This is a genomic window from Paraburkholderia sp. RL17-373-BIF-A (assembly GCF_046030175.1).
Lineage (GTDB): Bacteria > Pseudomonadota > Gammaproteobacteria > Burkholderiales > Burkholderiaceae > Paraburkholderia.
Genome location: NZ_JARESO010000060.1, coordinates 15,097 through 38,920, shown reverse-complemented (window position 1 = coordinate 38,920; position 23,824 = coordinate 15,097). Strand labels below are relative to the sequence as shown.

The following is a 23,824-nucleotide window of genomic DNA, read 5'->3' as shown; positions in this document are numbered from 1 at the left end:
TGCAACCGGGCCAGGAGCGGTCAGTTACCGGCGTTATTCGAATGACCGCAACTGGGTCGGCAATGGACATTTATTCCGCAACATTCGGACCGGGAGCTAATGTCTCATACCAAATCAAGAACGATAACGAAGCGAGTCGATGACGACACGTACAGCGACCGGAAGTTGGCGTCGGTCGGGATAATAGAGGAAGCTTCCCGCTAGCGTGACAGACCATCCCTCTAACACTTGCGTCAATGTGCCTGACTTCAGGTGGGGTTGCACCTGTTCTTTGAGAACATAGGCGAGGCCGTTTCCCGCCAGGGCGGCATGGATAAGGATATCGCTGTCATTGGAGATAAAGACCGGATCGACTGGCACCTGGACGGATCGGCCCTCTCGCTCAAAGTCCCAGAAATGGAGGGCCTTCGAACTTGGTCGTTGATATCCCAGACATGCATGGCCGGCCACATCGTCCGGAGTGAGCGGCGCGGCATTGTTCTTCAGGTACGAGGGCGATGCAACCACCGCGGTCCGGTAGTCAGCACCGATGCGAACCGCCACCATGTCCTTAGCCAATAGTTCGCCATTTCGGATGCCCATGTCGAAGCCAGCCGCGACGATGTTTGCCAAGGAATCATCTACCGACAATTCAACTACGACCTCAGGATAGTCGCGCCGAAGTTGTGTCAGCTTCGGCACGACGAACATAAGCGCTGCCGTGCGATGAACACTGATACGGACACGGCCTGCTGGCCGGCTTCGATTGTCCGCAAGCGTTGTCAAGCCTGCCCCGATCTCGATGAAAGCGGGCCGCAACCGGCTCAACAGCTTTTCTCCCGCAGCGGTCGGTGCGACGTTCCTTGTGGTTCTATTGAGCAGCTTGACGCCGAGGCGCGCCTCCAGCAAGCGAATGGAATGACTGAGAGCAGAAGCGGAAACACCGAGCCGCGCAGCTGCACGCGTGAAGCTGGATTCCTCGGCGATGGTTGCAAAAGTTAGCAGATCGGCAAGATCCTCGCGGTTCATTGTTGAGTCTCACTCATGATTTCATACAAAATTATGTCACTAATCAACAAAGCCGACAGGCACTAGACTGCTGGAACTGATGACAGTCCGACGCAATAAGGCGTCGTGCAGTGCGCAGGAGGATCGATGACAGCAAACATGATCGCAGTGGTGACGGGTGCGAGCAGAGGCGCCGGAAAGGGCATCGCGATCGCGCTTGGAGAAGCCGGGGCCACGGTCTATGTCACCGGGCGCAGTGCCACTGGGGGCGAAACGCCCTTCGGCGGTTCAGTAGATGAAACAGCAGAACTCGTGTCTCGCGCAGGCGGGACAGGAATAGGAGTTGTGCTCGATCACGCAGACGATCTGGCAGTGGCAGATTTCTTCGCCGACATCCGTCGTCAACACGGCCGTCTCGATATCCTCGTGAACAACGCTGCAAAGGTTGGTGCACCCGCTCAAGGCGGCTTCTGGCAGAAGCCGTTGGATACGGCCGATGTGATTACTGTCGGCCTGCGCTCGCACTACGTGGCTAGCTACTATGCTGCGCCGCTTCTGATTGCCAATGGCCGTGGGTTGATTGTCAACACCGGACACTACGGTGCCGTCAGCTACCATCAGAACCCGGCCTACGGCGCCCAAAAGGCAGGCGCGGACAAAATGGCGGCCGATATGGCGAAGGAGCTACGGCCATACAATGTCGCCGTGGTTTCCGTCTGGATGGGCGGTTTAGATACCGAACGTGCTCGCGCCTATCTCGCTACGCTCCTCGAAGACAAGCGCCCCAAGCAAAAGCGCGAGTCTCCACAATTTACAGGCCGCACTATCGCCGCGCTCTATGAATTTGAGTCCATGATGGCACTTTCAGGCAGGGCGCTGATCGGCGCGGAGATCGGCGCAACACTCGGCGTGACCGACATCGACGGTAGCCGGCCACTCTCTGATCGCTACGCGATGGGTGGCCCGCCTGAGTTACATCGTTCCCTTACCATTTAAGCCGTCCTGCCATATACAAATCTGAACACTAGCGAAGCGTGTCGGATGAAACCGTACGATGTCGGCTTTTGTCCGGGCAACGGCCATTCGTGATCGTAGCCTACAGGGCGGCTGTGGGTCGATCTGGGTCGGTCGTCATCCGACTCAGTGCGGCCACTTTCTCCGGGGCGGCCAGGAGGCCTTTCAGATGATTATCATTCGGAACCAGAAAGCGGGCCTTCGCGCTCTGTCTATGCCTGTGGTGTCGTCCGGGAGTACGGAATGCGGGATGACCGATTCAAGTCAATACTTAATCCGGTTCCCGATAGCGCTTCCCGCAGCAGTGAACGATGTTAAGCGAGCACGTACGACCGAATGGGATGATTCGATTCGCTGGTTGGATCCGGACGTCGTCAGCGCGGCAACCTGCCGGCGGTCGCATTGACGGCAAGCACTGTCTGACCATCACTGGCAAGGTCGCATTGGTAAATGATCGGCGTATAGGTGCCGACGTCGTTCTGGAACTCGGCCTTATCGCCAACGTATGTGATCGCGCCGCCCGGCTGATCGGTCCAGCGAAAGTAACTGAATTTCATCTCGTTGGGTGCCTCAGTCCATCTCACAGCGTGCGTCGCAAGTCGCTCGATCGGATCCTTGCAATAGGTGTCGGCCGCAACGATCGCTTTCTCTGCGAGACATTGGAGGTCGTCCTTGCAGCACGACTGGGCTTGATTCATCGGGTCGTGGCCATCTTTGGCGCCATAGGTCGAAACGCAACACCCGCTGATCAACGATCCGACTATAAGAATCCCGAAGCCACCCCTTATCTTTCTCGCGCCGGTCTGCTGCTTTACCCCGGGCGCGCCATACTTGACGCACTTCGTCGGCTTGCTGCGAGCCTCGCTCCCGAATTCCTTGCATTTGACCAACGCCATGAATTCCTCCGATCCACATCTCATCGGGCAGTTGTTCCAACAACGGATGAGATTTATCCCGAGAACTCTGAAATGCTCACCCCTTATTTCGTCACAACTCTCTTTGCGAATGGTTTGGCGGCCATGAGCAAATAACACACCTTTCCAGAGTAGAGGTAACGCGCCAGGCCGCAAGAAAATTATTGGTCCAGTGAACAATGGATGGTCCCGGATTCGTCCTGCGTGGTCATCACCCCGCGCAACGGGTGCACGTCGAGCCACCCTCGAGCGTACCTGTCGGCCAATGAGCCGACATGGATGACCGTTGTCATCCAGTAGTTGCCCTTGAGGGACGAAGGTTCGACCGGCGGCAGTGGGTCGGCTACGGTCCTCCGCGCGATGTACCGATCGGGATCCAGGTACGGGGTGTCGTCGGTAAGAGGTCGGCCATCAAGGGACATTCAACTAACGCTATCGAATGACCGGGGCTCGACGCGCAGACGACGTCGAATATAAGTTGGGATTTGATTGTAGCGCTACGTGGCGTGCGTCGGATACGCGGTGATGCCGGTTGCGCGAAACATGTGGTTGTCGATTTTCGTACTGGTCCCGGCTCGGCGCACGATGCTGCATCATGTCTACGCGAACCCACCTTGGGCGGTGCCCGACAAGTGATCGACCAAGAAAGTTGACTCCAAGCGCTCAATATGTTCGTTTTCCTCACAATGGAATGGTCGCGCCGTAGGGTGCAGAGGTGGAAAAGGGGACCACCGATGCATTCAACGCAGACGACCATGGCAGCTCCGGCCAAGAGTGGTCAATAGTTGCCGTGAGCCAAGATTGTCACCTTGTCGACTGTGTGTAGTCTTATTTAGGTGATGATGCCGCAGTTTCAACGGCGTAGATCGTGCCGGAAGCCCCGCTACCTTTGCCACTAGCGGTCACAGAAGCGTCAGCTTTTGCGCAGATTTTCGTGGGATCTCTGTATGTAATCCAAACGTTTCCATTGCTGCTTACGTTCTTATTTCGTATCTCTCCAGTGTTGACTAAAAAAACTCGCCTCCAGCGTCCATTGCTGATCAGCCTTCATCAAAACCTCATATTGCTCGATAAGGTCTCGATGAGATGGATGAGCCGGTCTTGCAGGGGCAAGTCCAGATTGCCGCTCCCGCGACATTGAACCAAGGTCCAATACCTGCCGGCGTGCGCCAGTCCTATTCTTTCCCTGACGTACTTTTGTTCGGAGATTGCCATGACAACGTCAACAGGCCTGTTGACGGCAATGTCAAGTCGGCTGGTTTGCCGCTCCGTTCGAGCTTGAGTCGGGTCGTACGAACTCGCAGAGCCGCAAAGCTTCCCGCCGCGATGACGTACAGATTGACGCGCCTGCGCGCCCGGAAGCGGGAAATCCAACTGGAGGGTGAAGAAATGAAACCGTTACCGCTTCTCGTCGTGACCATCGCTGTTTCAGCCTGTGCAAGCCAACCGATGCCGCCGAGCGCACAATCGCTTGGAGAAAGCCAGCAGCCCGTCCCCGCAGTCTCGCAATGCATCGCCCAGAAATGGGCAGACCAGTCTCAACAGACGGTCATATCGCAGGTGATTGTGGCGAACAACCAGGCGATGGACGTCTATGTCCCAGGACAGCAGCCTCCGAATGGCGCAGCCGCTCTCGTGCGGCCGTCGTGGACGGGTAACAGCAAAACGTCGGTCGGTTTCCGCGCAGGCAGCGGGACAGGCGGCAACACCGGCGGTGATGTTAGCGGCTGCCTCTAGGCAGCGGGTCAGTCTGCGTTCGGCATTGCGCACGTGCGCCGTTTCACTTTCCGGATGTCGCCAGATCTTCCTCCACAAAGCGCAGAATCGCCTCAGTCAGCGCCTCGCGGGGGTAAGCGTTCTGCGTGACGAACAGGGAGCCGATCATGGTGTGTGTTCGAGCAACAGGCACGGCCAATGCCCAGTGATCGGCATTAACATAGCCCAGGAGAGCGCTTCCGGGCACGACCTGATCATAGAAGATCACCTGGCTGTCGTTGCGGGCATCGACCCGCGAGAGTTTGTCGTAGCTCGATTTTAGTATCGACGATATGCGTTCCGGCTGAGGGAACGTCACGAGCGAGTAGTAGCGTAGCTCGTTCGGAAGTGGGTTCTGTGCCATCCACGCCTTGCGTGTTGCGGGGCGCAGGCTTTGCACGGCGCCGCCGTCTCCCGAGGTGCAAGTCGCGCCCGGAAAGTGCCGCAGCATGTCAGCCTGATATTGCTCGGCATCGTTGGCGAGCGGCGAGCCTCCAACCGCTCCCGCTGCGCTGACGACAGCCGCCACGCGGCTACGGATCTCCGGATACGCGACGACAGCCTCCAAGATGTCCGCGACACCCTTGGAGTAACCGACCAACACGAGCTGCGCTGCTCCAGCGGACAGTTGCATTGCCATGATGGCGTCGCGGATCTGATGTGCATTGTGGGTGGAACTCGACAGCCCGTCGACGTCGAGCATGACCCCGTCGTAGCCAAATTGTTGTAGCTGCTTAGTGACGGTTCCGGGCGAATTCAGCCACGGCTTGAAGCAGTCGTACCCGATGCCAGGGACCACTGCCGCGATGAGGTGGCGCCTCGATTGACCGAGATCGACGCTCGCGCCGGAGCCGGCAGGTTCAGTGCCGACGCGCGTCAGTGCGTCTTCGCAAGCACGGTAGTCAGGAAGCGCCGGGCCGTGCGCTTCAAGCACCGCACAGTAGATTTCGCGAAACCGCGCCCGCTTGTCCTGCACGCCCGCTGCGGATGCGGGAACGAGCGCGAGCGGCGGCGTGTCCGTCGTGTAGGGAACGAGCGGCTTCGTTGCGCACGCTACGAGCGCAAGGCAGGTCGTAAGGAGCGCGCAACTGATACCACCATTCTTCCACGCGCGCCGAACTGGAATCGGTCGCATCGAAACGCCATTTGGCGCTCCCGTGATGGGGTTACTTGCCGGCATTGCCGTTCTCCTTGCGTGCGGCGGACTCACGCTGCTCGAGGTAAGGCACCCAGTCAAGAATTTGCACGTTCGTAAAACTGAGCGGGCGTGTCGCGAAGAACATCACGGCACGCAGTCCGTCAGTGTAATAAGGCGCTCCATTCAGCGTTGTCCGCGGGTGTACCTGCGATGATGGACCCACGCCGTGCACGAAGCCGAGTTTATCCAAACCGCCTGAATACATCAGGTCCTGGATCAGAAAGTTCCGCGCCTCGTCGACGTCCCCATGCAGCGCGTCGCCTGCCGTATGATGGTGCGCGAAGCGACCGCCGACCGGCCGACCGACCTGCCCCAGATACACTGCGTCACCGTTGAAGCGAATGGGCGCGAGCCATGCGCGCAATGAAGTGGAGGGCGCGCCCGCTTGCGCTTCCTTGCGCAGGACGACATCGGGTCTGCGTCCAAATACCCACTGCGCGAGGTCGTTTTCACGCATGTCGCGACGATAGCTACGCCGCACCATTGCAGCACCAATGTCCCCAAGCGTACCGACGACAATCACGTTCAACGGATCGGCTTCCGTTGTCCCGTGCTGATCAGTGGCACAACACGGCATCCGTTCGAGCGCTGCGCGCAACGACGCAAGGTCGTGGTAGTCCGTGAATACAGTCTCGGGATACTGGAACGGGGTCAGCGCGAAACGCGGGTCCGCGGCATCGCCCGGTACAGGCAGAAACAGGGAGAAGGGGATCAGCGTTTTGCTTCCGAACAGATCGACATTGACGAGTTTGATCTGCCGGTCGGGATTGGTGAAAAGAAACCCCGCGCGCGTTTCCCCGGGAGGAATGGGATTCCTGAATCCAAGCTTGTTCAGGTGACTGTCGATGCTTGCATTCGTCGCACCTCCGAGAAGCGTGTGCATGGACCACGCGACTTCGAGTGGCGAGAAGTAGTCCGGATCGGTGCCGGAATGCAGCAGCCATAACACCTGCGAAGTCCGATTCTCGACTTCGATCCACAGCGGCTGGATGTTGGTCTTGTTGATGTCGGCGCCGAACATGCGCTGGCTGTCGTCCGGCCCCAGCACGGCCACGCTTACCCGTGCGTCCTGCTTCGTCGCGCTCACCGCACGCTCACGAAGCGGCGCGTCGTCGATGCTGGTTGGGGCTGTCCACGTGGCACAGCCCGCGAAAATGAGCGAGAGGACGACGCCGCCAGCCGCATTCTTCAATGCACGTTGCAGCGACGACGATTCGCTCATCGCTTTGCTCCCGAGGGCAGGGCGTTGAGCTTTGCCGCCGCCTCCCAAGGGAGAAATTCGATCCCTGAGAGCGAGGTGGGTTGCCGGTCGAATACGAGTACCTGCCGATAGCCGTCGGTGTAGTAGGGGTCAGTGGTGAGATTCTCGCTCGGTGCGCCTGGCGGGGCGGCACCGACTCCCTTTACGAATCCGATCTTCTGGAGGTTTTGGGAATAGGCCATGTCCTCGGTAAGTGATGTGCGCGCCTCATCTACGTCCGGGTCGATCTTGTGCGTCGTCAGCGTCGGTGAGTGAAACGTAAGGCGAACGCCGATATCCCGGCTGATCTGGCCCACCCACACGGGCTTGCCCCGATAGCGCATCGGGCTGAGCCAGAGGCGTAAGTGATTGCGCTGGTGAATCGTGTCGCGCGCTTTCTGCAGAGCGAGGTCCTGCGCCCGGCCAAACAGATAAAGATCGCTGACAGGTGCGTTGACGTAACGCTCGCCGGAAAGCGCGGAGGTAATCATCTTCATGATTGCGCCGGACCATTTTTGTTCGGTTGGACTCCAGCCTCGTCGGACCAGTGCGGGAAACGCGTCGTCGAGGCCTCCCACTATGACGAGATTGAGCGGATCGCCGTTCTTCGAACCGCCCTCATTGGTCGCGCAACAGGGAAGCGCTTCGAGTGCGACGCGGAAAGCCTCATCGTCCGTGTAGTCGACAATCCTTTCAGGCGGATAGACCTCACGCCGAAAGACTGCGCTGACATGGTAATCGGCGTAGAAGCCGGGCACCACTATGAGGAACGAGAATGTCTTTGCCTGCGCGCTCGCAACGAGGTCCAATTGGACGAGCTTCGCGCCCTCGCTAAGGTTGGTCAGCACATACCCCGATACGGTCTGCCCTGGCAGCACAGGGTTGCGGAAGGCGAGCCCACGGAAGCGCCTGTCGATTTCGTCTTTCCCGCCGGGCGGATTGTTGCCGTCAAACGCCTCGGCCGCTTCGGAAGCCGGAAAGAAATTTGGGTCGAGGCCAGGCGACATCAGGAAATAGCTGACCGTTTCGTCGTTCTGTACCTCGATCCATACCGGTTGAATCCCCTTTTTCGCGAGCGGCACGCCGTAAACCGCCGCGCTTTCTTCAGCAGAAAGCACTGAAGCGGAAACCCGGAGCCCTCCTTCGGTGCGAGTCACGGCGCGGCTCTTATAGGTTAGTCCGCCGGCATCCGGTAGCGTAATGACGCAACTGCACAACACGACGGCGATGACAACCGCAGCCAGCAGTCGATTCACAATGCGGTCCATTGCGTCACCCCTTTGCCGCGAGCCCGGGCCGCGCTCCTGTTAGTAGGCTAGTCTGAGCTGATCGTTACAGCAATTTCAGGCTGCTTCCATGTAACTGTCTCCGATATGCGTGTGGAATTATAGTGTGCGGGTTACAGTGCGCCATCGTTAAAAATCGACAAGCGCGGCGCTTCGCGCATGAACGACGTCCTGCCCGGCGTGACACACCGTGAAGTTCTTCCTACCGATGTCCCCGTACCACGTGAGCCATGAGATCGAGGGTCTGTGCGTTACCAGTTTGTACGGGCCGGTATTGAGGACAGTTCCGCTTCAACATGCCGGGAGTTCGAGCCGACCGCTCAAACCATTCATCGCTGGGTCTTACGGGCCGCTCGCGATGCAGGCATGCATCACGGCGGCCTGACGACGACGGAGCGCGAAAAACTCACGCGTGTGCGCCGCGAGAACCGTCGTCTCGAGCTTGAGCGCGAGACGCAAAAGCCCCGGAGGGTTTTGCCGCTACCGTAACAGCCGGCCCACGCAGACATGATGTGATCTTCGTAGAAAACATCTGTCTGCTCACCCAGTGGGGACTGGCGGGAACTGAATTCAAGAACACGCCGCTCAGAATGCTGCTCGTTGTATCAGCTGGTCCTAAGAATGCAGTCGCGCGTGAGACTCTGGACTGGTCACGGACGCACTTCATATAGCGTAGTTGCGTCGTCGCTCTCAGGGCTTGTATCCGAACCATCGAAGGATGTAGCGGACACTCGTCGGTCTAAGGCAACGCTGAACAAGGCACTGAATTCGCGACGTTCCGACGATTGGTAGTTCGCAAATCGTGCTTGTGCCACTATTTTTTGGCCCTTGCGGGCCTCACGCGCGGGCGCATAGCCCGCTTTTCGCCCGTTATGGGCATACCTCGACCATTAATCGCTTGCGCGACAGGTAAACGTTCGCGAGCGCCGCAAGGGCACGGTTCGCATTCTTGAACGTGCCGCTCTTGAGCTTCCTGCCCCGCTCGCTGGGCGCGTGTGTAAGCGCCTTTACGGCGTTCCGCTCGCCATTGAGGTGGCGGCCGCCCGCGCGGCGATTCTTGGAATAGAAGTCCTCGCCGAAAAAGTCGACGAGTCTATTCGGATATTGGGAGGTGGGCATAGGACGGCCCTGCCACATCATCAAACACTCGAGGCTTCATTTGACTGGAGCTTTAACCTTCTTTCGGAAACCGAACGAAAAGTGCTCAGCCGGCTTGGTGTCGTTCGAGGTGCCTTTACCCTCAAGGATGCTCAAGCTGTCGCTGCATCGGAGGACCTCTCAGTTCACGACGTAACGGAGGCCATCTGCGCGTTGATCGCGAAGTCTCTCGTCGCCGCACATCTCGAACAAGGGCATGTCGAGTACAGTCTGTTGGAGACCACCCGATGCTACGCATTGCAACGCCTCGAGGCCAATGGAGAACGAAACGCGACGGAGTGGAGGCGAGCCCGGTACCTGTTCAAAGTGTTTTGCGCTATTCATGGCAACTGGACTAACGAGGCCCGTTCGCGAGTCCATGGAGAAAATTTGTCTCCTTCTCGACAACGTTTGCTCAGCCCTGGATTGGGCATTCTCCCCCTCAGGCAACACGCAAGCCGGTCGTGAGCTTGCAGCACTTTTTGGCGCGAGCCTCTTTGTAGCTGCCTCACCAATGCCGCTCTCCGTGGCAAAGGCGGAGAAGCCGCAGGCCACCAACCATGACCGAACTGCGGTGGACTTCGAGAGCGGTCGTTGCCATGCCGGCGATTCGAATGACGGCAACGGGTCGAGATGGAAGGACACCGCCCGTTTTTTTCACAAACCGCGTCAGTAGTTTTTCAGTTGGCTGGCACAGTTCGCATTTGTCTGCGCACCCGACAGGCCCATGAGCCAGCCACAACTGCACCAGAACATCAGCATGGTCGATTCCCACATGAAATCATCGGTGAGGTTCTTCGTGATCATGCCGATGATGAGAGCCAGACCTGCACGATAGAGGAGTGGGTGTGTCTTGCGCGCCACGTAAAAACGGTAAGCGAGTGACGCAAAAACAATGATTTCGAGCGCTAGGCCGACAACCCCGACCTGCAGCAGCGTATTCAGAAACAGGTTGTGCGCGTGAGTCCGCACGTTCTCATCCAGTTCGACGAGGGTGGAGGGGATCAGGCTCCCGTAGGCAATTGACGGCAGCGGTTTGCCGAAGCCGATACCTATCCAGGGGTGTTTCAGCACCTGACTGCTATAGAAGCTCCAGATTTGCGGCCGGGTGTCGGCGGTGATGACACGGTCCGCTGCGCGTAGCGCCGGAAACCTGGACATTAGTCCAACGTGATGGTGCGGATCGGCGTCGGCCAGGCGCGCCGCGGGGTCTTCAGTATGCAGCGATGCCAGCGTCATACCGATATAGGGCTTGGCCATCGTCGCGGGCGTAGTCACCGTCTCCGATCGCGTCGCGTTGCTTGCAACCGTGGCGAGACGTAGCTTGTTACTAAAGCCCGCAGCGATCAAGATGGAAACAAAAAGTGCACTGAGTATGCACGCTGCACGCTTGCGGTCATTCGGCGTATGCGGCCATTGCAATATCACCACGACCGCGGCAAGCGCGACCCAGAAGAAGCGGTTCAGTGTGGCACCACCGATGATGACGCAGAAAAGGATGCCAATAAGTCCGCGGATCCGTGTATCGGCATTTGCGGCCATGACGCCGAGTGTGGGTATCGCCATCAGCGCCAAGGTGCTGGTGTGTCCAACGCGGGGATAAAAGTGCAGCAGACCAGGTTTCGGAAGCGCCGGATCGAGCAAGTGGAAGTACGCGACGCTGATGCCCGCAAGAATCAGGCACGCAGCCCATAGGGCCGTCTGCAGGCGCCGCACGTGGCGTGGTTGCTGTGCGGTCAGCCAGAACACGTAGAAACCTGTGAGCGGATAGCCGACTTCGTCGAACCACGCGTGTGCGCTAATGGCGGGGTCGGCTGACCAGCTTGCTGACATTAGTGTCCAGATTGCCCAGAGGCCGAGCGGCAGCAGGAGGGGGCGCGTATGCGAGTCCTTGAGCAACGATCTGCCGGCACACCATGCGCCAAGCACGACCAGCATCCCGAGATCTACATATTTGATGGCCATCACGTGGTCGAACATCGCCACGAAAATCAGTATGGCGCAACCCACGGACAGCGTTTCCCCGATCCGAGACTGAAATCTCAGGTCATTCATCTCATTTTCTATTCAAGATTGGTAAGAAATTAGAGTCGGGCGGATTGTACGCCAAACGTCCTCGGCCGGTCTGCGACCGGTGCACGAGATTGCGCGCTAGTCAAGGGCCAGATGCGAAAGGGCAACGAAGGGAATTAATGCCGGCACTAGCGATGGCGCCGCACTGGTGGCGGGGACGGAGGGCGCCTAACGCCGGGCAGAGATTTCCGCTTCTATTCGACATCAGCGGACTTCGCGGAGAACTTTGTCAAATACGAGATTGGTGGTGGGGCGGCGGCGCCCGTGGACTCACGGATGACCGTTGGTCCTCAGAAGCTACTGTTCCCTTGTGAAGCATTCGATGGCAGAAGTGGGTCGCCTACGGAAGTTCGTCGTGGGACCCGGTCCAGTCACGTTCCGCCACCGGGAAGAACTGGCTTAGCGAATGTTGGCGCGCAGACTACGTTGAGACCGTCGATATGCGCGCCTATCGGCTTTCCGAAAATGCCAGCAACGATCCTTCGGAGGGGCGTCAGTCAGCCCCATTGATAGTGATCGGACTCTCTGGAACACCTTCAATGCCTCGCGCTGGTTCCGACGGGACGCTAACTCGTGGATATAGGCGGTGGCGTTCGCAGTCTTCGCTCAGAAGCGGAAAGGTGGCTCGCCTGGTGAAAGAAATACACCTACGCATGCCCTCTTTCATGCCAATCATCTATCTCGGTTCGAGCCCGATGCTCAAGCGCACTGAGTGCCATCAGTGGGTCGATTTTGGCCCTTGGAATGACCATTTCGATTGCCGGGGGCGTGCCTTTGGCCTTATCCCCGTCGGTACGTTCAATCACGGCATGGCATACCCACTGAACGCCAAGCTCATCCGCCGCAGCATCGGCGGTCACGCGAAAACCACGATGTTCAAAAGCCACAAACCCTCCAGACACAGAACGAACCGCAGGTTCCTCGACAACCTACACGGCGAGGACTGCGGGAAGCCTAGCATGGGGGCTCAACCCTCTGCATTGAAGTGCCGAATTCCATTACACACGGCTGACTCTTGTGCAAAAGTGCGCACCTCGCTGAAAGGGAGCGCAGCAGGCGCAAAGCAGAACCACAACTGATCGAAACCATGGAAAATTAAATGAAGATCCGACTCGACAAATGGCTGAAAGGCGAGTTTGACCCGCCGCCAGCAATTTGCACGACGCAGGGGCGTGGCACGATCCCTTGCTGGGTTCAGCGGTAGCGTCCGCCCCGGTAACCGGCCAACCGCTTGTCGAGAACGAACGCTCCTTCCTACGGCGATAGCTGACGTCGGAGCGGGCTCGGTTCTGCGTCAGCTATGTGGCGGATTGCCGCTAACGGCGGTGTCGAGCAGCCGGACGGCAGCTTCCTCGATCAGTGCCCGCACACTCTCGACCCCACTCAGCATCTGTTTCATCGATCGTATCGGTCGTTTCAGATATCGAGTCCGCTTATCGCGACACAGCCGTCCAGGTTAACTACCCTGATAGATATCGCACGACAGGCCCACCACGCACAGTTGACCGTCTCGGGTTTTGCCGTAACCATTTCGTCCGCCCGGTTGGGCTCCATCGTTCCACGTACCGTCGCCGTCCATCGGCATCGCCCGCTGCGATGAATTTATTGGCTGCTGACTGGATAAGTGGCTAGCGACGTCTGACGGTTGCATTTCTTGAGAGTCGGCAGCGCCGGCCGCGGTGAGCAGGAATAGCACGATGATTACAGCCGAGGGTTGCACTTTCATTTCTTCACCTTTTCGTCATCAACGGGTCGCGTTTAGCGAGACCGAACTTGCGGCCGGGGAAAGAATTCCCACAAACGCGCGGCCGAGACGTCGTTTTATGTGAGTGGTGCCGCGAAGGCTTAACTGACGCGAAGCTGCCGCGGATATTGCATCGGAACGGTAGTTAGTCCGGATGGCAGCTTTTCACTCTGCGTGAGGGCAGCAAGACAGCAAGACAACGAGCATCTGTCTTTATGCCGGCGATGACCAGCGGCATATCGATACGGAGAAAAAGCATCGCGGTCAGTGGCAATGTCTCGCGGTCTTATCCCCTCTCGGGGCCTTGCACAATAGCGATCGACCGCCCGGTGACGTTACTGGCTATCTGGCAGTAGTCGGCCCAACAGGTGACGTTCGCAACGATAGATCGGATGACAGCAATCGATTTTATAAGAGACACTCACCCAACGAGCGGCGTTTGCAAACTCAAAGAGGAGACCGCCTCAGGACGAGCAATGGCGTGGCTATATTCTCCCGATGTACTTGCAGTGTGTCCAGGGTCATCAAGAATCTGCCCAGCAAATTTTCACTGCTTTCTGTTCCAAAGCCGTCACTCTTCTCACGCGCGATGCAGTGAATCTTCCAGGAACTTTATGGTTTCCCGGACGAGCTCGTTGGTGTTGAACGCGGTCGTGTTCAGATCGCCCTTCCTGAGGATTGCCTGAACTCTTTCGATTACCGCTGCCACGCGCTGGCCGGCAGCAACGATCTGGTTAAACGCTGTCTTCGCCTCATCGAGATCGGGCGTCGCGCCATCAAGCCAGCGCAAGCCCGCAGCGGCATTGGCCATCATCGCCGTCAACGGCTGCGTGACTTCGTGAGCAATCGCATTACTAAGCACGGTTTCATCTCCCGGGCAGACCTCGTCACCAAAATACTCGGCGACGGCCTGTGGAATCTCGACCGCCCGAGGGTCAAAGCAGTGGATCACAACTGTCTTCATCGGGATGGACTGGTTCGCGCCCTTGAAGGTATTCATATCGAACCCGGGTTGTTTCCTGTACTCGTAATCGCTGAACTTGCCCATCTTATTGCTCCGTTGGCGTTTAACCACGGTATAGAACATCGCCCTTGCAAGCTACTTTCGAATCCATAACTTGTCGAAAGCATCCGCTAAAAAGACCACTTTCGAAAAGGCTCGAACGGCCGAATTCGCCGAGCACTCTCCGAACTGGCGGGTCAAATGGCCGTTGAACCTCGGAAGCAGCCGTCCGTGGCCGAGGCGACGTTCGTCCGTCAAGGGTCGCGTGCTGCCGCTCGTGGCACGCACGGGTCGATCGCATGACGAGGGGCAAGGTACGGCCCATCTCCAGCCGTTCGCCTGATACCGTGCGCGTTCCTCGGAAACCCAAGAGGAATCAGTTGCGCACACGGAATCGCGTTGTTCATCCTGATCGGCACGCCAACCGACCACGGACCGATGACACCGGAGGTACGACGTAGTCGTGCGGGAAATGCCCCGAGATATACTTCCTGCATGGAACTCGACCCCCGCGACCTCGATAAAATCAGTGCCGTCACGTTGCAGCACTACGATGCGCACGCGGAAGATTTCCGCGACGGCACGTACGACCACGACGTCACGCAGAACATCGCGGCGCTGCTGCACCATATCGAAGTCGAGCCCCCTCTTACGATCCTGGATTTCGGCTGCGGGCCGGGGCGAGATCTCAAGGCCTTCACTACACTCGGCCATTGCGCGATCGGCCTCGATGGCGCCGAGCGCTTCGTTGCAATGGCGCGTGACACGACTGGCTGCGACGTCTGGCAGCAGGATTTCCTGCACCTCGATTTGCCGACTGCGCACTTTGACGGCATTTTCGCCAACGCCGCACTGTTCCATGTCCCGAGTCAGGTGTTGCCGCGCGTGTTGCGGCAATTGCACGCGACACTGAAGCTCGGCGGCGTGCTGTTCAGCTCCAACCCGCGCGGCACGAATCAGGAAGGCTGGAGCAACGGCCGCTACGGCGTCTTCCATGATCTCGACGCATGGCGTCGATATGTGGCGGGCGCGGGATTCGTCGAAATTGAGCACTATTACCGGCCCGCCGGCTTGCCGCGTGAGCGGCAGCCGTGGCTAGCCAGCGTGTGGCTCAAGCCGGTCGCCTGAAACGCCAGGTGCTGTCAAGTATGCCCGTGTTGGGCTTGGCAGATGCTTGCGTTCAAGCCGCTTTGATGCAGCGCAAAGCAGCCGATTTGCAGCACTGTCCATCGCACAGAGAAACGGCCAGTCAGGGACATTCAACCTGACCTTCTCGCGGACGTTCGAACATCCGCTGCGCCCCCAACAACGGTCTTACGCTCGCGATCATGTGATCGACGCTCCGCCAACCTTGGGCAGCCATGATCATCTTGGTGGCGTGGGTGTCCGCCAGCATCAGGGGCGCCGGCGCCCTCCGTATCGCGATAGGTCGGGGAAGTGACCCAATCGTCACGCCGAAGGCGCGGGAATCAAAGGACCGGAAACCTGCGCCCAAGGTCGGGCTCAGCGCCACTCATAGCAAGCGCCTGAGCGAGCGCGAGTCCATCCGGGACTCGACTAACGGAAGCCGTAGACCAGGACCTTTTTCCCTTCAAAACTTTCTTGCACACCTTGCTCGCAATCCGGTGGACACCTTACGTTGCCGTCCCCGCTCACGCCTGACACCGTGACGGCCCTGTAGACAACGGATTCGACGAGCGTCCCGTCGGCAGCGACGACGATGTTCAAATCAGTTTCGACGCCGGCTGGCACGGCTCCGCCGGCGGTATAGACGATTTTCATGGTGCCGGTGCAATCGGAGTTCACCGTGTAGGTGCCCATCTGGTTCGGATTGAAGGTCGTCTGCCCCCCTTTCGGCAACCCGCCAATCATGCCGAAGTCGGTGCGTTGAAAAGTGCCCCTGCCGTCGAACGTCACCAGGGCGACGTCATCGAGGATCGACGGGGCGGCGTACGGATGCAACGTACCATCGGCAGCTTTCAATCCAAGTATCTCTCCGTGACCGATAAACTCAAACGGTCCCTTTAGCGTTGCGTTCGAGCAAAGGCCGCCGTGGTCGCCGTGGTCGCCGCGGTCGCCGGCCTGCGCGGCGGCACTGAGCGAGAGGAGTGCAGCGGCGATTGCGGACAAAATGCTTAAATGCTTGCTTATCATGTTCATCTCCTTGTCATCGACCGCGGCCGCTTCGCTGGCGTGCGCGTGATGTCGAGGCGCGTGCACAGGCACAAAGCGTCGGGCAGAGGCTTTCCAGCGGCGGCGCACCGCGCCGCTCACGTTAACCTGATTCATGGTGGTCAGAAGCGCGAGCCTGTGCCATCGACAGAACATGAAGAAATCGTTAACCGTGCATCGACGGTATGTGGCAAAAGTGACGCGGAACGGGCAGGGCGGCGCACATCGCCCTGGTGGCCTGCGTCAGCCTGCCCGGCCCGCGCGGGAGGCGCGGTGGAAACGATGGAAGGCGCTTCGCCACGTACAACTTCAACTATGTGTTGGCCCTTGACCCGCTGCGCCGCCACGGGTAATTCTAGGTGGCCTCTACCCGCCCGTAAGTGCATGGCGCCGCCCCCACCGTCACGGTTATCTGAACGTGGAGAAGCGCAGCCCCCCCTGTGAAGCGTACCCGGCGCCGGTTGGACCCATCGCCGAGAGCTTGCCGGCGTTTCGCCACACGAGGATGACCGTTTGACCTCGAGACCCGCCCTTCCCGATACGATGCTTCTATGGACCGCTTCGGGTCGAACAGAGCCCTTGCCTGGAATTTTCCGAAGTTCTTTTCGCCTCCGGCGCGAGCATTGGGTGTCGTACTGATTGATCCCTTGCCCAATGTCGATGAGATTTGCGGGCCGCAATGGCGGCGTGGATAGTCGCGAGCGCAGCGTCTTTCGCGGCGCGGTGCGGCTATACATGCCAGGCTTTAAGAACCATGATGATCGTGGTGCCAACCACCTTTGTCTTGCCGAACGGGTGACCTCGGTATCGAACGCAGGTTGACCCTTCGAGGACGTGCTGGCTGCGCGCCTTCGGCGCATTTCGGTGGAGATAAGCGGGGGTGAGCGGGCTGGCCGGACGATGGAGAAACCGATTGTCCGCCAGACACCGATGATGGAGCGGCTACGTGTCAAAGTCGCTCAGATTTTCGCGCGATGCCATTGATCCGGCGTCGCTAGCCCAACGTTATTAGCTGGAACGGCACTCGGGGCTGGAGACCGAGTAACTAGGCATCACCCGCATCAAATCACGCAAATGTTCACCGAGCTCGGTGCGGGAGTACGTCCCGTAGTCGAACTTCGTGCAATAGACAATCTCCCCGTATTTGAGCGGCTTGACCTTTTGAACAATGATCAAGCCGGGTGTGGCAGTGCGGTCGGTTCCGCTGCCGCCAGACACGAAAATGTCGAGCGTATAGTCCTTCCCGAGCGATGCGGTTTCGTTCGAGCCCGAGATACCGTCGGCAATGAGAGCTTTTACTTCGTCGTCGCCGTACCCATTGGCACGGTTGGTCAGATTCCAGGTGAAATGTCCTGCGTTCGCTGTGGCGGCGGCGCTCAAAAGAAGCAGGGCAACAGCAGATTTCGCAGACAGACGCATGATTCTTCCTCTCAGTTCTAGTATTTCGTGACGTGGTTCAAGGCCGGCGCGCGCCACGATGCGCGCGATCCTTCCAGAACGACAGTGAATCGCCGTCCCGATCTTTTTATCGGCGAAAGCAACGAAAGCTTAAGTCCAGTTTTCGAGGCGACTCGAGCCTTTATCACATGCCCGCCGGCGCCGATGAGGAGGCTCTCGTGATGCTCAGCGACATCCTGCCGACGGGCTTTGAATGAACAATGGATGAATACGACCGCCAGTTTGTGGATTCGATACAGGCGGCGAAGCAGCATCAGGAAATGGTGTTTGCGGAGACCTTGAAGAAGGGCACCTATGGTGAGAAGGCCGTGGTGCAGGCAGCGAAGACCGCATCTAACAACGCGGAGAACGATGGGCTACACCCTGAGTTGGACGTGCCTAATCGTAACTGGCGATGCACGGTGAAGCAGGGACTAGGGGCCGCGTGCGTGACCAGGGAAGACGTCGCTGCTACCCTCATGCTACAGGCGGTAGTTCTCAACAACCAGCAAAGGATCAAGCGCCTTCTATGGGTGGCGATAGCCTTACTCGCATACATTGCCTACAAGCTGAGTTGAGGTGATTACCATTGCTATAGCAGATCTGTAGCGCCCCCGCTTAGACCATCAGCCGACTACTATGCAGTCCTGGCTTGCTTGCGTTCCTCCGACGACAATCGGCCATCAAGGGACGCTCGACAAAGGGGGCGCGAGCGGCCGAAGACCAACTTAGAGCGGTGGTTTTCATCGGGGTAACTAGCTATGGGTGTGTGGAGAGTGGACTCGATGTAGCGCGAGGTGGACCTGAGCCCGTCGACGGAGGCACACGCAAGGCCCAGCTCGGCCGTCCACGATACCGGAGACTCGTTGAGGTCGTCACAACGCCAGATTATTCAACTCGTGTGCTCTTCCTTGGTATCGGTTTGTGGTGTTGGATTTGCAATGGAAAGGATGAATGGTCGTGCTGCGGGATTCGGCTGCGCTTGGCATTCAGTCACCACGATCTTTGCGGTCAATTCTTCGCGCTTGGGCAACTTACGATAGACCAGATTGCCGCCGCGCGCGCTGATAACCGACTCCGGCACGACGCCAAGGCCGACACCTGCTTCGACTAACGTTAGTAACGTCGGCAATACGCTATCCTGCAGAAACGAAGGGAATACGCGGGCAATCGAGAAGGCCGAGTGAATGAGATTCCGGAAGTAGGGCGAGGCATCGGCTCGGTATCCGACGAGTGGATAGCTACCAAGCTCTGCCGGATCGACACTGGATTTTGTCGTCAACGGGTGATCAGATCGCATCGCCACATACATCGGCTCACGATAGATCACTTCGACACGCATGTCTGCGTCCACTGCGGTGGGCCGCATAAGCGCAACGTCGATTGTTCTCAGTCTCAGCGCACTCTGCATCTCGATGGAGTTCAGTTCATGCAGGTCCAGTTCAATTCCTGGGTTCGCCAGCCGGTACTGATGTAGTGCTTCCGCGAGCGGAGAGCACGCTGCCGTAGGTGTCAGCCCGACCGATAGCCTACCCGTTTCTCCGCGCGCAGCTTGCCTGACACGGCGGACCATGCGCTCCATGTCCCTCAGAAGCTCCCGCGCGTGCTCGAGCATCACGACGCCTGCCGGTGTCAGTTGGACCGAACGCGTGGTGCGGGTGAACAACTCCGCATCGACCGTTTCTTCGAGCCGTCTGATCTGGTGGCTCAGCGCCGGCTGGCTCATGAAAAGGCGCTCTGCCGCCCGCGCAAAATGCAATTCCTCGGCCACCACGCAGAATGTCGCGACCAGTTTCGCGTCGACGCTGGCCGCCATTAATTCAGATTTCGATAAATGTCTATTCATTATGAATTGGACTATGAATAATCCGTTATATCCGCTTCGGGACAGCATCACAAGAGGTGGTGCGAGATAACCCAGGAACTGAAAGATGGAAGGTGAAATCCGACAACTAGGCGTGCGCGAGATCGCCGGACAGGTTCGACGAAAAGAGAGACCGAAAGACTACTTTGTTCACCGATCGTTGGCGTCAATCGAAGCGCTGGATTCGCAAATACGTGCGTGGGCTTGCATCGCACCACGTGCGAACACAATTGAAGCAGCAAGTGCAGTAGATACAGCAACACCGCTCGCCGGCGTGCCTATCGGCGTCAAGGACGTGCTACATGTTGCCGGCATGCCAACCGCGTACGGCGCACAGCTTTTCGCGCGTCGCGCCGAGGAGTTTGATGCTGCATGCGTGGGCATGTTGCGTGCCGCAGGAGCAGTGCCGATCGGTAAGACCGTCACGGCCGAATTTGCCTATAAACACCCGGGGCCGACGCGTAATCCCCACGACCTCCGGCGCACGCCGGGTGGCTCGTCTAGCGGCTCGGTTGCAGCGGTTGCTGTCGGCATGGTACCCGTGACTATCGGCACGCAGACAGGCGGTTCCATCATCCGGCCCGCGGCGTTCTGCGGCGTGGCGGGTTTCAAACCTTCGTTCGGTGCTGTACCGCGAGACGGCATGAAGGTGTCGTGCGAATCGCTGGATGTGATCGGATGGTACGGAACGTCGGTCAGCGATATTGGTGCCATTGCTGACGTGCTGCTGTCCGACGAGCGCGTGTTGCAATCGCCGGCGAGACGTCCGCGAGTCGCGGTGATATGCGGCACCTCGCTGCATGCTCTGGATGCAGACGCGAGAGAGATACTCGTGATGGCCGAACGTGCGCTGATAGATCACGGCGCAACCTGTACGCAGATTGCCTTTCCATGGGAATTCACGCTGCTGGTGGAAGCACATCGAACCATCATGCAGTACGAGTTCGCACGCAGCCTGGCGTCAGTCGCGAGGGTAGTACGCAGCGGGCTCAGTGAGGTGTTACTGGCTTGTGTTCGGCAGGGCCTTGCGATCTCACGCAGCCAATATCGTCGGATGAAGGACGTTCAGTCCTCGCTAAGAGATACATGGAACATCCACCTCGGCGTCGCCGATCTGATTCTCACTCCTAGCGTGCCGGGTGAAGCGCCGCTGGGACTTGCGGCTACGGGGTCCTCTGCATTCAACGTGGTCTGGTCGGTGCTCGGCTGGCCATGTCTGCATATTCCCTTTGGGCGGTCCCGTCATGGTTTGCCACTCGGTATCCAGTTGTAGGCAAGTGGAACGGAGATGCTGAACTACTTGGCTGGGGCAGTTGGGTCGAAAGCCTCCGTCGAGATCAAGGCGCAACGATAAGGAGCGAATCGCGCATGGCTTCAAGCGTAATCCGATGAATTTTTAAAGCAAAAGTCGGCTCGACGCGTCGCCGTCTTCGCGAGACTGCAATTACAAAACCAAATCCGGGTGACGATCACCCTATAAGCGGCGCCCTGTCAAAGCGCCAAGAGGAGCATTGATGTATGCAATATCGTCTCAGACAGTGACGGAGGCGCAGGTGAGGCCTGGTCACACGTCCGAATCTGCTTCGGGGATCAACCAACGTCTTGATCAGCTTCCCGCCACACGGCCCGTGTGGATGCTGGTGCTGCTGGTATCGATCGGAGGTTGGTTCGAGTTTTACGACCTTTTCATGACTGCATACGTCGGCCCGGGTCTGGTCAAGAGCGGAATGTATTCGGTGCCTACAGCGTCGTTTTTTGGTTTCAGCGGGCTGGGCGCGTTCGTGGCGGCATCATTTGCAGGTTTGTTCATCGGCACATTTCTGTTGACCGGTCTTGCCGATCGGTTCGGGCGCAGGACTGTATTTACAGCTTCGTTGCTATGGTATTCGGTGGCGACGCTTGTCATGGCGTTTCAGGATTCCGCTTAGGCGATCAATCGCTGGCGACTCATCGCGGGAATCGGGGTTGGTGTGGAGCTCGTCGTGATCGATACCTATGTAAGTGAGCTGGTTCCGGCGCACTTTCGTGGAAGGGCATTTGCGTTCGTCCACCTCGTGCAGTACACGGCAGTTCCCTCGGTCGCGTTTTTCGCGTGGTGGTTCGACCAGCATCCTGTCGGCGGCATCGCGAGCTGGCGTTTGACCGCTGCACTCGGTGCGTTGGGCGCGATAGCCGTCTGGGCGATCCGTCGTCGGGTTCCGGAAAGCCCTCGTTGGCTCGCGCAGCACGGGAGGCTTGCGGAGGCCGGACAGATTCTCGACGCGCTCGAAGCGAAAATTGGCGTACCGGTGAAGGACAATGGAAATGAGTCTGGCGCCCACATCGAATCGGCGCAGAAACCGGCGCGTTTCAGCGAGATCTGGCAGCCGCCATACCGTAGAAGAACGCTTGTCCTGCTGACGTTTCACCTGATCCAGTCGATCGGCTTCTATGGCTTCGCTTCGTGGGTGCCGACATTGCTAGTGGCCAAAGGCATCACGGTAACCCATAGTCTCCTGTATTCGTTCATCATTGCATTCGCCAATCCTATCGGGCCGCTGATTGGACTCGCCATTGCGGACCGGATAGAACGCAAGACCGTGATTGTATTGTCGGCAGCGGGCGTTGCACTGTTCGGCGGGATGTGTGCGGTCGTGCAGTCCGGTGTTTTTCTGATCGCACTCGGCGTGCTGCTGACGCTCTGCAATACGCTGCTGTCGGCGGGCTATCACGCGTATCAGGCCGAACTCTATCCCACCCGTATCAGAGCTCGTGCAGTAGGCTTCGTCTATTCCCTGTCGAGGTTGTCCGCGATGTTCTCCGGCTTTTTCATCGCTTTCACGCTTCGCAGTTTCGGCACGTCCGGCGTCTTCGCTCTGATCACGGCCGTCATGATTATCGTGATGATTGCCATCGGCGTGTTTGGTCCGAAGACCAATCGACGAAGCCTCGACCTGGTGTCTCGCTGAAGTGACAAGATAGATAGCCCCCGCTTTCAACGAAAGCAGGGGACAACCAACATTCATTCGGGTACTTCACGCTTTTAGCCAGAAATCCACAGATAACGAATTTCGCTCCCATCGCAGTCCCGCGATAGGATCGGGTTCCGCTGAACGATATGTGGCTAGACCCCGGCTAGGGGCCGCCCACCATCGTTGAAAAGTTCCCCGAGTGCAAGGATGGAGCGGTGTCGAATTCGCTAAATCGAGTTGCGTCCGCCCCCGTCCGATTGACTCAGACCGACTGCTTTCCCTCACAGTTGTGACATTCGCGAACACCAGTTGAAGGACCGGAACGGGTCGACCTGAGCCGGACGCCGAGCGCCCTCCGGTGGATCGATTATCCATTCAGCATCGCACCGGGTTCGGGCCACGAGGAGACAGTCGTCCGGCGCTACCGAATGGCCGGTCATGGCGCCATGGCAGCCATTTAGAGCCTCGGAGAATCGGATGGATGACTGCCAGGTTTGCTGCGCGGCATGGGCATCAGGGCACAGGGTTACGAATTGAACAAGTCATCGACAATACGTCGTCCCGCACTATAGCCGCCCATCAGCGCATCGGCCTCACTGAGAAATGGCTTGCCTTGGGATTCGCCAAAACGCAGCGGGGAGAAGACAGCGACAGATGCACCGGCCTTGCTGATCCTCACGACCGCCACAAATCCGATGCTGGTTGTCCCCTTGGGTCCCGCCTTCCAACTGAAGTCAGTCTCAACGGCCACTTCAATATCGAATCCGTGATAGTGATAGGTGCGGCTCATGGGCTTACCCCGTCCACCCGGGCTGCGATCCGGGAAGGATCGAGCGTGACGTTCCTCTCACCCAACACATCGCCAAATCCGAACGCTGATACCAGCATGGCCAACGACGAGCCGACGCACACGAGCATGTGAGTGCGCAAACCTGCCGCCCAGTTCAATCTTTCGCGCTCAAAGCCGATGACGCTCCCAAGTAGAGCCGCCAGGACGAGGCGCGACAAAAGCTCGATATTCCCTATCGCACGTTGCCTTTCGATAGTTC

At 58.5% G+C, this 23,824-nt stretch carries 20 protein-coding genes and 2 pseudogenes; 8 read left to right on the top strand and 14 right to left on the bottom strand.

Annotated features, from left to right (window positions below; genetic code table 11):
* Positions 1 to 114: 114 nt before the first annotated feature.
* Positions 115 to 1,008, bottom strand: coding sequence for a LysR family transcriptional regulator (locus P0D80_RS40410; protein WP_093645171.1), 894 nt, complete (start codon positions 1,006 to 1,008; stop codon positions 115 to 117).
* A 126-nt stretch (positions 1,009 to 1,134) separates the two neighbouring features.
* Here P0D80_RS40410 and P0D80_RS40405 point away from each other — a divergent pair, with 126 nt between their 5' ends.
* On the top strand, positions 1,135 to 1,983 hold the full coding sequence (locus P0D80_RS40405; protein WP_408178714.1) for an SDR family NAD(P)-dependent oxidoreductase: 849 nt from the start codon (positions 1,135 to 1,137) through the stop codon (positions 1,981 to 1,983).
* Positions 1,984 to 2,375: 392 nt separating this feature from the next.
* Here the strand turns inward: P0D80_RS40405 and P0D80_RS40400 are convergent, their stop codons facing one another.
* On the bottom strand, positions 2,376 to 2,897 hold the full coding sequence (locus P0D80_RS40400) for a zinc ribbon domain-containing protein (RefSeq protein WP_408292091.1): 522 nt from the start codon (positions 2,895 to 2,897) through the stop codon (positions 2,376 to 2,378).
* Between the two features lie 1,407 nt (positions 2,898 to 4,304).
* On the opposite strand from P0D80_RS40400, the gene P0D80_RS40395 reads away from it, so the two are divergent.
* Positions 4,305 to 4,652 (top strand): hypothetical protein, encoded by a 348-nt coding sequence (locus P0D80_RS40395; protein WP_408178775.1) that lies wholly within the window; start codon positions 4,305 to 4,307, stop codon positions 4,650 to 4,652.
* Positions 4,653 to 4,695: 43 nt separating this feature from the next.
* Here the strand turns inward: P0D80_RS40395 and P0D80_RS40390 are convergent, their stop codons facing one another.
* From P0D80_RS40390 to P0D80_RS40380, 3 genes are read right to left on the bottom strand one after another with little or no spacing between them, the layout of a single operon-like run.
* Positions 4,696 to 5,850, bottom strand: a complete 1,155-nt coding sequence (locus P0D80_RS40390; RefSeq protein WP_408292089.1) for a hypothetical protein — start codon at positions 5,848 to 5,850, stop codon at positions 4,696 to 4,698.
* Positions 5,837 to 7,090: an LssY C-terminal domain-containing protein gene (locus P0D80_RS40385; protein WP_408292087.1), complete on the bottom strand. Its 1,254-nt coding sequence runs from the start codon at positions 7,088 to 7,090 to the stop codon at positions 5,837 to 5,839. The genes P0D80_RS40390 and P0D80_RS40385 overlap by 14 nt, the downstream gene beginning before the upstream one ends.
* On the bottom strand, positions 7,087 to 8,376 hold the full coding sequence (locus P0D80_RS40380; protein WP_408292085.1) for an LssY C-terminal domain-containing protein: 1,290 nt from the start codon (positions 8,374 to 8,376) through the stop codon (positions 7,087 to 7,089). The genes P0D80_RS40385 and P0D80_RS40380 overlap by 4 nt, the downstream gene beginning before the upstream one ends.
* 1,011 nt (positions 8,377 to 9,387) lie before the next feature.
* Between P0D80_RS40380 and P0D80_RS52045 the strand changes: the two genes are divergently transcribed.
* Positions 9,388 to 9,999 carry a winged helix-turn-helix domain-containing protein gene (locus tag P0D80_RS52045; protein WP_494478664.1) on the top strand — a complete coding sequence of 204 codons (612 nt, stop codon included), beginning with the start codon at positions 9,388 to 9,390 and terminating at the stop codon, positions 9,997 to 9,999.
* Positions 9,911 to 10,207 carry a hypothetical protein gene (locus P0D80_RS40370; protein WP_408292083.1) on the top strand — a complete coding sequence of 99 codons (297 nt, stop codon included), beginning with the start codon at positions 9,911 to 9,913 and terminating at the stop codon, positions 10,205 to 10,207. The genes P0D80_RS52045 and P0D80_RS40370 overlap by 89 nt, the downstream gene beginning before the upstream one ends.
* Here P0D80_RS40370 and P0D80_RS40365 read toward each other — a convergent pair.
* The 4 genes from P0D80_RS40365 to P0D80_RS40350 form a co-directional block, all read right to left on the bottom strand.
* Positions 10,201 to 11,586, bottom strand: coding sequence for an O-antigen ligase family protein (locus tag P0D80_RS40365; protein ID WP_408292081.1), 1,386 nt, complete (start codon positions 11,584 to 11,586; stop codon positions 10,201 to 10,203). The genes P0D80_RS40370 and P0D80_RS40365 overlap by 7 nt on opposite strands.
* Before the next feature lie 665 nt (positions 11,587 to 12,251).
* Positions 12,252 to 12,491, bottom strand: a complete 240-nt coding sequence (locus tag P0D80_RS40360) for a hypothetical protein (protein ID WP_408292079.1) — start codon at positions 12,489 to 12,491, stop codon at positions 12,252 to 12,254.
* A 569-nt stretch (positions 12,492 to 13,060) separates the two neighbouring features.
* On the bottom strand, positions 13,061 to 13,330 hold the full coding sequence (locus tag P0D80_RS40355; RefSeq protein ID WP_408292077.1) for a hypothetical protein: 270 nt from the start codon (positions 13,328 to 13,330) through the stop codon (positions 13,061 to 13,063).
* A 598-nt stretch (positions 13,331 to 13,928) separates the two neighbouring features.
* Entirely contained in the window at positions 13,929 to 14,396 is a 468-nt protein-coding gene (locus P0D80_RS40350) for a histidine kinase dimerization/phospho-acceptor domain-containing protein (protein WP_408292075.1), read from the bottom strand.
* Positions 14,397 to 14,846: 450 nt separating this feature from the next.
* Between P0D80_RS40350 and P0D80_RS40345 the strand changes: the two genes are divergently transcribed.
* Entirely contained in the window at positions 14,847 to 15,479 is a 633-nt protein-coding gene (locus P0D80_RS40345) for a class I SAM-dependent methyltransferase (RefSeq protein ID WP_408292073.1), read from the top strand.
* Between the two features lie 429 nt (positions 15,480 to 15,908).
* Here P0D80_RS40345 and P0D80_RS40340 read toward each other — a convergent pair whose 3' ends face one another.
* The gene (locus P0D80_RS40340; RefSeq protein ID WP_408178725.1) at positions 15,909 to 16,640 is read right to left on the bottom strand and encodes a hypothetical protein; all 732 of its coding nucleotides are present in this window, start codon (positions 16,638 to 16,640) and stop codon (positions 15,909 to 15,911) included.
* Positions 16,641 to 17,531: 891 nt separating this feature from the next.
* Positions 17,532 to 17,942, bottom strand: a complete 411-nt coding sequence (locus P0D80_RS40335) for a hypothetical protein (RefSeq protein ID WP_408292071.1) — start codon at positions 17,940 to 17,942, stop codon at positions 17,532 to 17,534.
* A gap of 239 nt (positions 17,943 to 18,181) precedes the next feature.
* On the opposite strand from P0D80_RS40335, the gene P0D80_RS40330 reads away from it, so the two are divergent.
* On the top strand, positions 18,182 to 18,538 hold the full coding sequence (locus tag P0D80_RS40330; RefSeq protein WP_408292069.1) for a hypothetical protein: 357 nt from the start codon (positions 18,182 to 18,184) through the stop codon (positions 18,536 to 18,538).
* Positions 18,539 to 18,852: 314 nt separating this feature from the next.
* Here P0D80_RS40330 and P0D80_RS40325 read toward each other — a convergent pair whose 3' ends face one another.
* Entirely contained in the window at positions 18,853 to 19,776 is a 924-nt protein-coding gene (locus tag P0D80_RS40325; RefSeq protein ID WP_408292067.1) for a LysR family transcriptional regulator, read from the bottom strand.
* 115 nt (positions 19,777 to 19,891) lie between these two features.
* Between P0D80_RS40325 and P0D80_RS40320 the strand changes: the two genes are divergently transcribed.
* Positions 19,892 to 21,097 carry an amidase gene (locus P0D80_RS40320; protein ID WP_408292065.1) on the top strand — a complete coding sequence of 402 codons (1,206 nt, stop codon included), beginning with the start codon at positions 19,892 to 19,894 and terminating at the stop codon, positions 21,095 to 21,097.
* Positions 21,098 to 21,338: 241 nt separating this feature from the next.
* Positions 21,339 to 22,772 (top strand): annotated as a pseudogene (locus tag P0D80_RS40315) (MFS transporter).
* A 529-nt stretch (positions 22,773 to 23,301) separates the two neighbouring features.
* Here the strand turns inward: P0D80_RS40315 and P0D80_RS40310 are convergent.
* Positions 23,302 to 23,565, bottom strand: coding sequence for a hypothetical protein (locus P0D80_RS40310; RefSeq protein WP_408178730.1), 264 nt, complete (start codon positions 23,563 to 23,565; stop codon positions 23,302 to 23,304).
* 14 nt (positions 23,566 to 23,579) lie between these two features.
* Positions 23,580 to 23,801, bottom strand: a pseudogene (locus tag P0D80_RS40305) (MgtC/SapB family protein); the annotation flags it as partial.
* Positions 23,802 to 23,824 lie beyond the last annotated feature (23 nt).